Source organism: Allobosea sp. GW821-FHT09G06 (assembly GCF_059416005.1).
Genome location: NZ_JBWKOI010000001.1, coordinates 1,668,916 through 1,682,182 on the forward strand (window position 1 = coordinate 1,668,916; position 13,267 = coordinate 1,682,182).

Annotated in this window: 15 protein-coding genes; 5 read left to right on the top strand and 10 right to left on the bottom strand. The window is 66.6% G+C overall.

Features of this window, described 5'->3' with window-relative positions; genetic code table 11:
* Positions 1–85: 85 nt before the first annotated feature.
* Positions 86–1,921, bottom strand: a complete 1,836-nt coding sequence (locus tag AC07NY_RS08185; RefSeq protein WP_494583124.1) for an aminopeptidase P family protein — start codon at positions 1,919–1,921, stop codon at positions 86–88.
* 297 nt (positions 1,922–2,218) lie between these two features.
* On the opposite strand from AC07NY_RS08185, the gene AC07NY_RS08190 reads away from it, so the two are divergent.
* A complete protein-coding gene (locus AC07NY_RS08190) occupies positions 2,219–2,461 on the top strand; it encodes a hypothetical protein (protein ID WP_494583126.1) in 243 nt (80 codons plus the stop codon).
* Between the two features lie 56 nt (positions 2,462–2,517).
* On the top strand, positions 2,518–2,646 hold the full coding sequence (locus AC07NY_RS08195; RefSeq protein ID WP_494583128.1) for a hypothetical protein: 129 nt from the start codon (positions 2,518–2,520) through the stop codon (positions 2,644–2,646).
* Between the two features lie 44 nt (positions 2,647–2,690).
* Here the strand turns inward: AC07NY_RS08195 and AC07NY_RS08200 are convergent, their stop codons facing one another.
* On the bottom strand, positions 2,691–3,638 hold the full coding sequence (locus tag AC07NY_RS08200) for a 50S ribosomal protein L11 methyltransferase (protein ID WP_494583130.1): 948 nt from the start codon (positions 3,636–3,638) through the stop codon (positions 2,691–2,693).
* A 121-nt stretch (positions 3,639–3,759) separates the two neighbouring features.
* Between AC07NY_RS08200 and AC07NY_RS08205 the strand changes: the two genes are divergently transcribed.
* Positions 3,760–4,152: a VOC family protein gene (locus tag AC07NY_RS08205; protein WP_494583132.1), complete on the top strand. Its 393-nt coding sequence runs from the start codon at positions 3,760–3,762 to the stop codon at positions 4,150–4,152.
* A 12-nt stretch (positions 4,153–4,164) separates the two neighbouring features.
* Here the strand turns inward: AC07NY_RS08205 and AC07NY_RS08210 are convergent, their stop codons facing one another.
* Positions 4,165–4,920 (bottom strand): SDR family oxidoreductase, encoded by a 756-nt coding sequence (locus tag AC07NY_RS08210; protein ID WP_494583134.1) that lies wholly within the window; start codon positions 4,918–4,920, stop codon positions 4,165–4,167.
* 102 nt (positions 4,921–5,022) lie between these two features.
* On the opposite strand from AC07NY_RS08210, the gene AC07NY_RS08215 reads away from it, so the two are divergent.
* A complete protein-coding gene (locus AC07NY_RS08215; RefSeq protein ID WP_492287162.1) occupies positions 5,023–5,439 on the top strand; it encodes a winged helix-turn-helix transcriptional regulator in 417 nt (138 codons plus the stop codon).
* A 17-nt stretch (positions 5,440–5,456) separates the two neighbouring features.
* Here AC07NY_RS08215 and AC07NY_RS08220 read toward each other — a convergent pair whose 3' ends face one another.
* The 6 genes from AC07NY_RS08220 to AC07NY_RS08245 all read right to left on the bottom strand — a co-directional run bounded on the left by AC07NY_RS08220 (position 5,457) and on the right by AC07NY_RS08245 (position 10,762).
* Entirely contained in the window at positions 5,457–6,227 is a 771-nt protein-coding gene (locus tag AC07NY_RS08220) for an SDR family NAD(P)-dependent oxidoreductase (protein WP_494583136.1), read from the bottom strand.
* A 44-nt stretch (positions 6,228–6,271) separates the two neighbouring features.
* Positions 6,272–6,694: a GNAT family N-acetyltransferase gene (locus AC07NY_RS08225; protein ID WP_494583138.1), complete on the bottom strand. Its 423-nt coding sequence runs from the start codon at positions 6,692–6,694 to the stop codon at positions 6,272–6,274.
* 42 nt (positions 6,695–6,736) lie between these two features.
* Positions 6,737–7,024, bottom strand: coding sequence for a type II toxin-antitoxin system HicB family antitoxin (locus AC07NY_RS08230; protein ID WP_494583139.1), 288 nt, complete (start codon positions 7,022–7,024; stop codon positions 6,737–6,739).
* A gap of 1 nt (position 7,025) precedes the next feature.
* On the bottom strand, positions 7,026–7,220 hold the full coding sequence (locus tag AC07NY_RS08235) for a type II toxin-antitoxin system HicA family toxin (RefSeq protein WP_494583141.1): 195 nt from the start codon (positions 7,218–7,220) through the stop codon (positions 7,026–7,028).
* A 102-nt stretch (positions 7,221–7,322) separates the two neighbouring features.
* A complete protein-coding gene (locus AC07NY_RS08240) occupies positions 7,323–9,704 on the bottom strand; it encodes an ATP-dependent helicase (protein WP_494583143.1) in 2,382 nt (793 codons plus the stop codon).
* A 131-nt stretch (positions 9,705–9,835) separates the two neighbouring features.
* On the bottom strand, positions 9,836–10,762 hold the full coding sequence (locus AC07NY_RS08245) for an alpha/beta hydrolase (protein WP_494583145.1): 927 nt from the start codon (positions 10,760–10,762) through the stop codon (positions 9,836–9,838).
* 152 nt (positions 10,763–10,914) lie between these two features.
* Between AC07NY_RS08245 and AC07NY_RS08250 the strand changes: the two genes are divergently transcribed.
* Positions 10,915–12,555 carry an acyl-CoA dehydrogenase family protein gene (locus AC07NY_RS08250; protein ID WP_494583147.1) on the top strand — a complete coding sequence of 547 codons (1,641 nt, stop codon included), beginning with the start codon at positions 10,915–10,917 and terminating at the stop codon, positions 12,553–12,555.
* A gap of 89 nt (positions 12,556–12,644) precedes the next feature.
* On the opposite strand, the gene msrB is transcribed toward AC07NY_RS08250, so the two are convergent.
* The gene (msrB, locus tag AC07NY_RS08255; protein WP_494583148.1) at positions 12,645–13,076 is read right to left on the bottom strand and encodes a peptide-methionine (R)-S-oxide reductase MsrB; all 432 of its coding nucleotides are present in this window, start codon (positions 13,074–13,076) and stop codon (positions 12,645–12,647) included.
* Positions 13,077–13,267: the final 191 nt, after the last annotated feature.

Sequence of the window (13,267 nt, forward strand, 5' to 3'; positions counted from 1 at the left end):
GGTCGCGCGACCCCTCATCCGTCTCGGCTTCGCCGAGCCACCTTCTCCCGCAAGGGGAGAAGGGAAGGCGGCCCCACGATGCCGATCACAAAGCCCGACAAGCCGTTTCCAGCCAAACCTTCGCCTCGCCCTCGACCTGCGGCGCGAGCTTCTCCCAGACCTTGGCGTGATAGGCGTCGATCCAGGCGATTTCGCCGGCATCGAGCATGTCCTTCTCGATCAGGGCGCGCTCATAGGGGCACCAGGTGATCGTCTCGAAGCCGTAGATCGTCCGATCGGCGCCGGGGATTTGGCGCTCCTCGACCACGATCAGGTTCTCGATGCGGATGCCGTATTCGCCCTGCTTGTAGTAGCCGGGCTCGTTGGAGAGGATCATGCCCGGCTCCAGCGGCGTGGTGCCGAGCTTGGAGAGCCGCTGCGGCCCCTCATGCACCGAGAGGTAGCTGCCGACGCCATGGCCGGTGCCGTGGTCGAAATCGAAGCCGCCCTGCCAGAGCGGCAGGCGGGCGAAGGCATCGAGCTGGGCGCCCGAGGTGCCCTTGACGAAGACCAGCCGCGAGATCGCGAGATGGCCCTTGAGCACGCGGGTATAGCGATCGCGCATCTCGGGCGTGGGCGTGCCGATGACCATGGTGCGGGTGATGTCGGTGGTGCCGTCCTCGTACTGGCCGCCTGAATCGACGAGGAATATGCCTGGTTCCAGCTTGCGGTTGGTCGCCTCGCTGACGCGGTAATGCGGCAGCGCCGCGTTGGGGCCGGCGCCGGCGATGGTGGTGAAGGAGACGTCCTTGAGCAGGCCGGTCTTGAGCCGCTCGGCCTCGAGCGCGGCGACGGCATCGATCTCGGTCAGGCCGCCCTTCGGCGCCTCGCGCGCCAGCCAGGACAGGTAGCGCACCATGACGGCGCCGTCGCGCAGATGGGCGTTGCGGGCGCCATCGAGTTCGGCCGCGTTCTTGCGCGCCTTCATCAGCGCGATCGGGTCGGTGCCGGCATCGGGCGTGCCGCCGGCCTCGCGGATCAGCGTCGCGAGCGCCGAGGCTGCGGTCGCGGCGTCGAGTCGGACCTTGGCCTTGCTGGCGCCGAGCCTGGCGATCTGCTTGTCGAGTTCGACCGGAGGGGCGATCTCGCCGACGGCGCCGATCGCATCACCGGCCTCGTTGGTGATCTTCTCCGGTGCCAGGAAAACGGTCGGCCGGCCCTCGCGCGGGACGATCGAATAGCCGAGCGGCAGCGGCGTGTGCTCGACATCGCCGCCGCGGATGTTGAAGACCCAGGCTAGGGCATGCGGATCGGAGACGACGAGCGCGTCGACCTTGGCCTCAGCCAGTGCCTTCTGAATGCGGGCGAGCTTCGAGACGCTGTCCTCGCCGGCGAAGGCGGCCGGATGCGCCTTGACCGGTGCGGTCGGGGGCGCCGGACGGTCGCTCCAGAGCGCGTCGATCGGGTTGGCCTTGACGGCAACGAGGCTGCCGCCGGCCGCGGCCGCTGCCTTCTCGAGGCGGGCGAGGCCATCGACCGTATGCAGCCAGGGATCGTAGCCGAGCTTGCCGCCAGCCGGCAGGTTCTGCTCGACCCAGCGCTCCAGCGGCGTTTCCTCCATGCGGACCGGCGTGACGACCTCGGTATCGGTCTGCTCGGCCGACTGGATGGTGTAGCGGCCATCGACGATCAACGCGGCCTTGTCGGCCAGCACGACGGCATTGCCGGCCGAGCCGGTGAAGCCGGTCAGCCAGGCGAGGCGGGCCATATGGGCGGGAACATATTCGCCCTGGTGCTCGTCGGCGCGCGGGACGACGAAGCCGGCGAGCCCTTGTGCGGCGAGAGCCTTGCGCAGGGCGGCGACGCGACCGGCGACCAGCCTGGGATCGCTCGGCTCGGAGAAGGACTGGAAACGGCAGGTCGGCAGGGTCGAATCGGTCATGGCAGGGTCCGGCTTAGGTCGGGCCATCGTCGCCTCGCGCCCGCGAAAGCGCCAGCGCAAATGCGTCGGCGGGGTGCTGCCCGTTCCGTGGGACGGCGCTGCCTGCCGAGATCGCATTGTGCTGTCTGGTTATGCAATCTACGCAAACATTAACGGATATGGACGGATCGCATGCGTTTTTTGCATGTCTTGCATATGCGAACATATCTTCTCGCAAGTGCGAAATGACCCCACCTTAGTCGCATAAGAGAACGAGGAAGCGACCGGGACTGTCCTTCGTTTTTCGGAGATAGACCCATGACCTATGTGTTGGATAATGCCGACCTGCTGCCCGTACCGGGCCGGACCCATGGCGAAACCCGCGCCAGCAAGCCGGGCCTGATGCAGCGCTTCTACGCCGCGCTGGTCGTGAGCCGTGCGCGTTCCGCAGCCCGCGAACTGCGCGCCCGCAACCTCCTCGTCAACGAGGCAGAGCTCGTGCTGGGCGGCTACCCGTCCGCGACGCTGGCGAGCGACGTTTCCCTGCCTTTCAACCGCTGAATTCACGCCGCCGCGGCCCCGAGCCGCGCAGCTGACAACTCTTGAGGACCATCACCATGATCGCCATCATCAAGCACATCGTCGAACAGATCGCTGACGCCGCGAAGTTCACCGCCGCCGTCTGGCACGATGCCCGCAGCCTGCAGGCCGATGCCGAGAAGAAGTACGGCTATATCGGCTTCTAAGCCGACAGAGTAACGATCTCGCGCTTCCCCGGAAGCGCCGGAGGTCAGGCAAGGCGGCGCGGCCTCGGGGCTGCGCCGCCTTTTTTCATGACCAGCGTCGCCCAGCCTTCGCGCAGCGAGTGGCTCGCGAGATAGACGCCTTGGTGCCGGTAGGCCGAGACGACGCCGGCGACATCCATCGCGAGCAGGCCGGACAGGATCAGCGTGCCGTTCGACGAGAGCACGCGCGCGATCGACGGCGCGAGCCGCTTCAGCGGACCGGCCAGGATATTGGCGAAGACGAAGTCGAAATGGCCCGGGCGCCAGGCTTTGGCATGGCGCAAGCCGGGCGCGACATAGAGATCGAGCGCGTTCGGCGCATGGTTGAGCCGGGCGTTATGGGCGGAGACCTCGACCGCAACCGCGTCGATATCGCCGGCGACGACCTTGCGCTTGATCTGCTTGGCGAGCGCCAGCCCGAGAATGCCGGTGCCGGTGCCGATATCGATGCCATGGCGGGGCCGGCGCTTCTTCAGTTCGGCGTCGAGCGCCAGCAGGCAGCCGGCGGTCGTCCCGTGATGGCCGGTGCCGAAGGCGAGCGCAGCCTCGATCTCGATGGCGACATCGTTGGTGCGGACGACGTGCCGGTCATGCGCGCCATGAACGAGGACGCGGCCGGCGCGGACGGGCTTCAGCCCGTCCAGGCTGTTGGCGACCCAGTCCTTGGTGTTGACGGTGGTGAAGGGCGTGTTGTCCACGAGTTCGCCGACGATGGGGCGCAGCAGGTCGCGCACCGCCTCCTCGTCGGGCGGATTGGCGAAGTAGATCTCGACCTTCCACGGGATGTTCATCGAGAGCGTGGTGATCCCGTCCGCGACCTCGAAGGCGGAGATCGCCGTCTCCGTGGGATCGAAGATCTCGCCCAGCAATTCGGTGAGGGCCCGGGCCTGTTCGCCCGAGGTGGAGAGTTCGAGGACGGTCGCGACCGTCGCTGGCAGGAGGCCTTCGCGCATGCGCTGGCCTTAGCAGCGCGCGACGGGGTTGTCATGCGATCGCTGCGCTTCCGAGCGGTGCGCCTTGCGGTAGGGTGCGAGACATTCCCAAGCTGCCAAAGCTGGAAGCAGGAGGCTCCGCATGTTCTCCCATATCAGCGTCGGAACGAACGCCTTCGAGCGAGCAGAGGCGTTCTATGGCGCGCTTTGCGGCGCATTGGGGCTGAGGCTGCGCTTCCGTGACCCGGAAGCCGCCGCTGCCGCCTGGCAGCCGACGGATTCCGACCGGCCTCTGCTGTTCCTGACCCGCCCGTTCGATGGGCAGACCGCTCAGCCGGGGAACGGCCAGATGGTGGCCTTCCTGGCCGAAAGCCGCGCAACCGTCGACAGCTGTCACGCGATCGCGCTGGCCCATGGTGGGAGCTGCGAAGGGGCGCCTGGCCTGCGGCCGCATTATCACGCGCATTATTATGGGGCCTATTTCCGCGATCCCGACGGCAACAAGGTTTGCGTCTGCTGCCATCGGGCGGAGTAGCGCTCTCCTTGGTCAGCCGTGCTGTGCGTTGAGCCCGGCAAAAACCTGCGCAAAGCTGCCGGTCGCCTCGGCGAAGCGCAGCGGCTTGCAGCGCTCGACGATGATCTCGGCAGCCTCGGGCTGGGTTTCGAGGATCGTCATCACCTCGTTGGTGAAATCGGCGAGCGGCATCGCGGCCGGATCGACCGCCTGATGCGGGCCGAGCAGCTCGGTCTGGACATAGGGCGGGGCGATCTCGATGACCTCGACCGATGTGTTCCTGAGCTGCTCCCGCAGGCCGATCGACCAGGAATGGATCGCGGCCTTGGTCGCGCTATAGGTCGGGGTCGCCGCCAGCGGCACGAAGGCGAGGCCCGACGAGACGGTCAGCACCGTGGCGCGCGGCTGTTGCAGGAGATGCGGCAGCAGCGCGGTGGTCAGGCGGATCGGCCCGAGCAGATTGGTCGCGATCGTTTCCTCGGCGATGGCGAGATTGTCGGCGGCGGGCAGGTTCTCCGGCTTCATGATGCCGGCGTTGTTGATGACGGCATTCAGGCTCGGGAAGCGCGCGACGGTCTGCCGGGCGAAGGCGGCGATATCGGCCTCGTCCTGGATGTCGAGCAGCATCGATTCCATGCCGGGATTGTTGGCGGTGACCGCGTCGAGCACGGCTTCGCGGCGCCCGGCAATGATGACCTTGTTGCCCTTGGCGTGCAGTGCCTCGGCCAGCGCCGGGCCGATGCCCGAGCCGCCGCCGGTGATGAGGATGGTGTTTCCGGAAATCTTCATGACAAGGCCCTCTCGTGGTTGCATGAGACGAGATGGCGCCCATACTCTTCAATGGAAAGAAGGCGCTCAGAAGTGCCATACGCACCAAAAGGAGAGTGTCGAATGCAGGCGATCCGAACCGCCATGGCGGCGATGCATCAGCGCAGCGAGGCGATCCCGCCGGTCAGCCCGGCGGTGGAATCGCTGGTGCGGCAGGTCATCGCTCAGATCGCCGACAAATGGACGATGCTGGTGCTGGAGGCGCTGGAGGAGCACGGCACGCTGCGCTTCACCGAGGTCGGCCGCATCGTCGGCGGCATCAGCCAGAAGATGCTGACCAAGACCTTGCGCGAGATGGAGCGCGACGGGCTGGTTACCCGCACCGTCCATCCGGTGATCCCGCCGCATGTCGATTACACGCTGACCGAGCTCGGGCGCGAGCTCAGCGCCGCCTTCTGTGGCGTCTGGACTTGGGCCGAGACTTATTACGGCGAGGTTTCGGCGGCGCGGAAGGCATTTCGCGAGCGGGAAGAGCGGTAGCGGCTCGACGGTTGCGCTCAGCCACGGGGCGTCTGCGGAAACTGCCCGCCGTCATCGGCATCGAGAGTGATCGCCAAGGTCAGATGGCGTGGCCGCGTCAAGGCGAAGATGACCGCTTCGACGACATCGCGATTGCTGCCGCGGCTGCCTTTGGTGCGCTGTGCGTTCGCCTGCCACTCGGCGTCGCCCGGCAGCATGTCGTCGAGATAAGGCGGATGCACCGTGATCGAGCGGATCGGTGACCCCGCGAGCATCTGGCGAAAGCCGTCGGCGAGCGCAGCTTGCGCGTGCTTGGCGGCGTAGAAGGGAACGGAGACGCTCTGCAGCGCCGCATTGGGCAGACCGCTGATCGAACCGATGGTGACGATGTCCGGACAGCTCGAACGCCGCAGCGCCGGCAGCAGCGCTTGTGTCAGCAGGAAGGTTCCGGAAACCGCAGCGTTGACGACGCCGAGTACTTCCTCGGCGGAATAGGCTGTCTCGCGCCCCTCCAGCCACATCGCGCCATTGTTGATGAGGATGTCGATATCCTCGCTGTCGGCGAGCTTTCGGCCGGCAGCTTCGACGTTGGCGGCATCGGCGAGATCGAGCGCGACGCGGTGAGGCTCGCTACCTGTTCGTTCGCGAATGGCTGTCGCAGTATCCGACAACCCGGCCTGATTGCGGCCGCAGAGCACAACGCTGCTTCCGGCCTCGGCCAGCGCGATGGCAAGTGCTGCGCCCAGCCCGCGTCCGGCGCCGGTGATCACGGACCGCCGACCTGCGAGACTCCCTGCCTGCATCGTCATGTCACCTTTTCGACCCCACGGCCGGTCGGACGGCGCCTGAGCGCTCAGAGGTCCTTGGTCAGGTAGATTCTGGTCGCACCCGGCGGCTTCGGCGCGATCTCGCCGAAAACCTGCCAGCCGAGCTTCTTGTAGAACTCGGGCGCCTGGAAGCTGATGGTGAAGAGCACGGCCTTGCTGCAGCCGCGCCGGCGCCCTTCCTCCTCGGCCATGGCGAGGATGCGGCTGCCGATGCCGGTGCCGCGCAGGCTCTTCGGCAGGTAGACGGTGTCGATAAAGAGCAGGCCGAGCGAGGTGCGGCCCGCGAGGCCGCCGATCGGCTGGCCCGTATCGGGATCGCTGATGCGAATCTGCAATTCCCGGCGATCGTGCCGGCCGATCGCGGCGTCGTTATAGTCTTTCAGGCCTTCGCCGAGCAGCTTGCGGAAAGCGTCGTCTTCGGCGTCGGTGAGGGTGATCTCGGGAGGCATGGTCGGTCGCATCGTGGGAGAGGCAGTAAGGATGCGCTGCTTCTACTCCGCGGCTGGCTGCAACGATAGGCCGGGCGCCGGGATCAGGGCGATGGCATGTGCGGCCATGTCCGCTGAGGTCTCGGGATCGCTGCGTAGTTCGCTGGGCGTGCGGGGGTGTGGTGCCGTGCCGCCTTGGGCTTCGATCCAGAGCGCAACCGCCTCGGGAGCGTTGAGCAAGGCCTCATCCAGCGTATCGCCGGCCGCGAAGCAGCCGGGCAGATCGGGAAACCAGACGCCGACGGCATGGTCGGGGCCTGCATCCTCGATGATGGCGACGTAATGGGTCATGTCAGTCGCGCGGCCAACCTGCCTGCTTGTAAATTTTCAACACGAGGCCGGGCCCGAAGCTCTTCTTCGGATGCGGCACCACGATAGTGTCACGGACGCCAGGCTTTTTGAAGACACGGTGCGAGCCGGTGATGCGCACGCATTCCCAGCCCTCGCGTTCGAGGCGGCGAATGATGTCGGCGCTGTTGTTGAGCATGGGCTGTTCCGAATGCGCTAATCGCACATCAACTAGGCATGCCCTTATTCGTCCCGCTACGGAAAAGCAGGTGCGTTTTCCCGTTGACAAAGAAGACTGATTTTACCCCGCCCTCTGCACGAACGAGTCCAGCACCATCTTCCGGCCGGCCTTGTCGAAATCGACGGTCAGCTTGTTGCCGTCGACGCTCGCGACCGATCCGGGGCCGAACTTGACGTGGAAGACGCGGGCGCCCTCGCCATAGGCGGATTCGCCGGAGGATTTCGCCGTCAGCTCGCCTTCGATCAGCAGCGGGCCGCGCTGGCGGGAGGAACTGCCGAAATTGCCTTGGCCGAAACCGCGGCCGCTTTCGGAGAAGCCGCTGCCGCCGCCGCTGTTCTTCGCCCGGTTCTCCTGCGCGCGCTGCCAACCCGGCGTGTTGTAGGTCGAGCCGAAGCTCTCCATCCGGTCGAAGCGCGAGGCGCCGTAGCCGCCCTGCGAATAGCTGGTCGGGGCCTGCTCGACCTCGACATGTTCCTCCGGCAATTCGTCGATGAAGCGGGAGGGCAGGCTGGTCTGCCAGAGGCCGTGGATGCGCCGGTTCGAGGCGAAATAGAGCTTCAGCTTCTTGCGGGCGCGGGTGAGGCCGACATGGGCGAGGCGGCGCTCCTCCTCCAGCCCGGCGCGGCCGCTTTCGTCGAGTGCGCGCTGGTTCGGGAACAGGCCTTCCTCCCAGCCGGGCAGGAAGACCGTGTCGAACTCCAGACCCTTGGCGGCGTGCAGCGTCATGATCGAGACGCGCGCCTCGGCCTCGCCGTCTCCGACATCCATCACCAGCGAGACGTGTTCGAGGAAGGCTGGCAGGTCCGGGAATTCGTCGAGCGAGCGGACGAGCTCCTTGAGGTTTTCGAGGCGCCCGGCGGCATCGGCCGAACGGTCCTTCTTCCACATCTCGGTATAGCCGGATTCCTCCAGCACCAGCTCGGCGAGCTCGCCCTGCGGCATATGCTCGGCCCGCGCCGCCCAGCGGCCGAAGGCGTCAACCAGCTCGCGCAGGGACGTGCGGGCCTTGGGCTTCAACTCGTCGCTCTCGACGGCGGCGCGGGCCGATTGCATCAGCGAGAAGCCGGTGGCGCGGGCATGGTTGTGCAGGAGCTGGACCGTGGCGTCGCCAAGGCCGCGCTTGGGCACGTTGACGATGCGCTCGAAGGCGAGATCGTCGGTCGGCGACACCACGCAGCGCAGATAGGCGAGCGCATCTCGGATTTCGGCGCGCTCGTAGAAACGCGGGCCGCCGATGACGCGATAGGGCACGCCGGCCTGGACGAAGCGCTCCTCGATCTCGCGCATCTGCGCGGAGATGCGGACGAGCACCGCGACCTCGGCGAGATTGTGCTTCTTCGATTGCATCGCCTCGATCTCATCGGAGATCAGGCGGGCTTCCTCCTGGCTGTCCCAGGCGCCGGTGATGGTGACCTTCTCGCCGAGTGCATCCTCGGTGCGCAAGGTCTTGCCGAGCCGGCCCTCGTTGCGGGCGATCAGCTTGGAGGCGGTGGCGAGGATATGGCCGGTCGAGCGGTAGTTACGCTCCAGCCGGATCACCGTTGCGCCGGGAAAATCGTGCTCGAAGCGCAGGATGTTGTCGACCTCGGCGCCGCGCCAGCCATAGATCGACTGGTCGTCGTCGCCGACGCAGCAGATGTTGCGGCGTCCCTGAGCCAGCAGGCGCAGCCAGAGATACTGCGCCGTGTTGGTGTCCTGGTACTCGTCGACGAGGATGTAGCGGAAGCGGTCGTGATAGGTCTGGAGCACGTCCGGATAGTCGCGGAACAGCGTCAGGCAATGCAGCAGCAGGTCGCCGAAATCGACGGCGTTCAGCGCCTTCAAACGCTCCTGATAGGCGGCGTAGAGCTTGCCGCCCTTGCCGTTGGCGAAGACGGCGGCCTCGCCCGCGGGAACGTCCTTGGGGGAGAGGCCGCGGTTCTTCCAGCTATCGATGAAGCCCGCCAGCATCCGGCCGGGCCAGCGCTTCTCGTCGATGCCTTCCGCCTGGATGACCTGCTTCATCAGGCGGATCTGATCGTCGGTGTCGAGAATGGTGAAATCGCTGCGCAGGTCGAGCAATTCGGCATGGCGGCGCAGGAGCTTGGCCGAAATCGAGTGGAAGGTGCCGAGCCAGGGCATGCCCTCGGCGACCGGGCCCACGAGATGGGCGACGCGCTCCTTCATCTCGCGCGCCGCCTTGTTGGTGAAGGTCACGGCGAGGATTTGGGACGGGTAGGCGCGGCTGGTCGAGATCAGGTGGCCGATGCGGGTGGTGAGTACGCGGGTCTTGCCGGTGCCGGCGCCGGCGAGCACCAGAACCGGGCCGTCCGTCGCCTCGACCGCCTGGCGCTGCTCCGGGTTCAGACCCGCGAGATAGCCGGCCGCCGGCTGCGCGGCAGCGCGCGCAGCGAGGCCGCCGGGGCGGGGCGGGGGAGCGGAAAAGGGGTCTGCGTCGGACAAGGGTGTGCGCTGCTCGTGCGTGATTCGTTCTCCGGCGAATATAGGATGTCGCTGTCAGGATTGCGCCCTGCCGGAGCGATCATTTTATATCCCGTTCCACAGGGAGGTGGCAGCATGCCCCTGTTCGCCGGTCAGCGCGCTGGCAGCAGGTATTTCAGGCCCTGCGTGAAGCCGCGCGGTGCGACGGTGAGGTGATCCTCATCGTCGAAGACGACCGACTTCAGAGTCAGATTTGGATACTTCCGGCTGCGCAACGCCGCCTCCAGCGCCCGGTTGTCGGCGACCATGTCGACCGTCTGGCTGTAGCGCCGGTCGCCTTTGCGTTGTGCCTCATAGGCGCCGACATAGAGATAGACCTTGGCCGGCAGGTCGCTGTTCCCGGCGGCATAGCGCGCTTCCAGTCCCAGAGCATGGCGCTTGTCGTACCAGAGCGAGGGGCTGCCGAGGATATAGCCGCTGAACAGGCCGGGCTCGGTGAACAGGATCTGCGCGCCCAGCAGGGAGCCGTAGGAGTGGCCGAGAAAGAGCGCTCTGGCGGGATCGGTCCGATAGCGGGCGGCGATGAACGGCTTCACCTGATCGCGCAGATAGGTTTGGTACGCCGGCCCCTCGCCGTGAACCGTGCCAGCCGGTGCGGTGCTCGGCCCGTTCGGCGTTGGCGTGTAGTCGCGCCGGCGGCTGACAGCGCCATCTTCGCCCTTGGCATAGGACAGCCCGACCAGGATGAATTCCTCAACCTTGGGTCCTTCGAGGTTCAGGCGGCGGCTGATCTGGCGCAGGATCGGGAAGGCATAGTCGGCGTCCGTGACGTAGAGCACCGGGTAACGTCGCTGCGGCTCCTTCGCATAGGAGGGCGGCAAGGCGACGAAGACCTGATAGCCGCGGCGCGAGACCGGATCGGGCACGTCCCAGACTTCGCTGTCGACGATTTCATAAGGGCGGCCTTCGCCCGGCTGAACCTTCGGAACCGGTTGGGGCTGGGCGTGCGCCGGAGCGGCGGACACGCCGAAGCCGGCGATGAGGGCGATCAGCAACATATTCGGAAGGGCGCGTCGCACGTTGGGTCTCCGTCGTCGCGCGCCGATCGTGGCGCGCGGGACGATGTGCAGCAGGAACCGGGGCAGCAATCGGGCGGATTCGCAAACGGCGGAGACCGGCATAGTCTGGTGGTTAACGGCAGGGATTGTTCGCAGAGCTGGAAGGTAGGGCGATGGCGCAGCGATCGCACGGCGAGCCGATCACAAATCAGGTGCCGGCGCTGGCAGAGTATGATGCCTTTGCCGCCGATCCGGTGCTGCCCGGCATCGTCTCGGCCTTCGGTGCGGACTGGGCGCGCGAGCGGCTGCATGAGGCAGGGCGGACCGTCGGCTCGGCGCGGGTGCAGGAGCTGGCTTATCTCGCCAATCGCTATACGCCAGAGCTTCGCGCCTTCGACCGTTTCGGCAATCGCATCGACGAGATCGCCTTCCATCCGGCCTGGCACGAATTGATGGAGCTCGCGATCGGGCAGGAGACGCATGCGCTCGCCTGGAACCGGCCGGAGCCCGGTGCGCAGGTCGCCCGCGCCGCCTTGCAATATCTCTGGTATGGCGCCGAGAGCGGCATCTGCTGTCCGATCAGCATGACTTATGCCGCCGCGCCGGTGCTGAAGCAGGACCCTCTGCTTTGGGAGCAGTGGGGCTCTCTCGTCACCTCAAATCGCTACGATCGGCGACAGGGGCCGGCGCATCTCAAGACCGGGGCGACCGTCGGAACGGCGATGACGGAGACGCAAGGCGGCTCCGACCTGCGTCAGACCCAGACGGTGGCCGAGGATAATCGCGACGGCACATTCTCGCTGCACGGACGGAAATGGTTCTTCTCGGTGCCGCATTCCGACGTTTTCCTGACGCTGGCGCGGACAGGTGAGGGCATTTCCTGCTTCGTCGTGCCGGGCTGGCTGCCGGATGGTTCGCGCAACGGTGTCGCGATCCAGCGGCTCAAGGACAAGGTCGGCAACCGTTCGAATGCCTCTTCCGAGGTCGAGTTCAGGGGGGGCATCGGCCATCTCATCGGCGAGCCGGGCCGGGGCATCCGCACGGGCCTGTCGATGAACCACAATTCGCGGCTCGATATCGCGGCGGCCTCGTCAGGGCTGATGCGGATGGCGGTGTCGCTCGCCGCGCATCATGTCCAGCATCGCCGCGCCTTCCAGAAGGCACTGATCGACCAGCCGATCATGCAGAACGTGCTGGCCGATATCGCTATCGAGGCGGAGGCGGCCGCCTGGCTCGCCTTTCGGCTCTTCGCTGCGCTCGACCGGCAGGAGGTGTCGGAAAGCGAGCGACTGCTGGCGCGGGTCGGGGCGCCGATCGCGAAATACTGGATCACGCGGCGGGCGCCAGCCGTGGTCACCGAGGCGCTGGAATGCCATGGCGGCAACGGCTTCATCGAGGAGAATCCGATCGCGCGGCTCTACAGGGAGGCGCCGCTCAACGCGATCTGGGAAGGCTCGGGCAATGTCATCTGCCTCGATGTACTGCGTTCGCTGGCGCGCGAGGAGGAGGTGGTCGATGTGCTGCGGGCCGAGCTGATGGCGGCTGCGGGCGCGGACCGGCGCTATGATGCGGCGCTGAAGCGGCTGGAGGCGGAGTTGCCGGAACTGATGCGCAACGAGGGGCAGGCAAGGCGATTGACGGAACGGCTGGCGCTGCTGCTGCAGGGCTCGCTGCTGCTGCGCTTCGCGCCGAACGTCGTGGCAGATGCGTTCATTGCCACGCGGCTTGGTGATGGCTGGTCGGGGCAGTTCGGCGACCTGCCGCCAGCGGTCGATGCGGCAGCATTGGCGCGGCGGGCGGTACCCGCTATCTGAAACGTCATGCCCGGGCTTGACCCGGGCATCTCTGCATCGCTTTTCCGTCACGAGATGCTCGGGTCAAGCCCGCGCATGACGCGTGTGCCTCACGCCGCTTCCGGCTCGAACGTCATCGCCTCGCCGTTGATGCAGTAGCGCAGGGCGGTCGGCGGCGGGCCGTCCGGGAAGACGTGGCCGAGATGGCCGCCGCAATTGGCGCAGTGGACCTCGACGCGGAGCATGCCGTAGCTGCGATCCTCGGTGGTGCCGACAGAGCCCTCAAGCGGCTGGTCGAAGCTCGGCCAGCCGGTGCCGCTCTCGAATTTCTTGCCGGACTTGAACAGCTTCTGGTCGCAGCCGGCACAGGAGAAGGTGCCGGCGCGCTTCTCGTAGTTGAGTGCGCAGGAGCCGGCCCGCTCGGTGCCGTGGCCGCGCAGGATGCGATATTGCTCCGGCGTCAGGCGCGCGCGCCATTCGGCGTCCGTTAGCTGGAAGGGGAAGCTCTCGTCCTGCTTCTTCTCAGCTCCGAACATGCTCATCAGACCCATTGCGATCTCCTTCCTGGCGGGAGCGCCTCATCGGCTTTCGAGCCGCCAATATGGGGCTTCGCGCGCAAGATTTCAGCCCCGCTGACCTGCCGTCGTTTCACGATGCCGTGGCAATCCCCGCAGCATCGTCACCTGACCGTCACGCGACTCCTCTAGCAGCCCGGCCACCCGCAAAGGGAGGA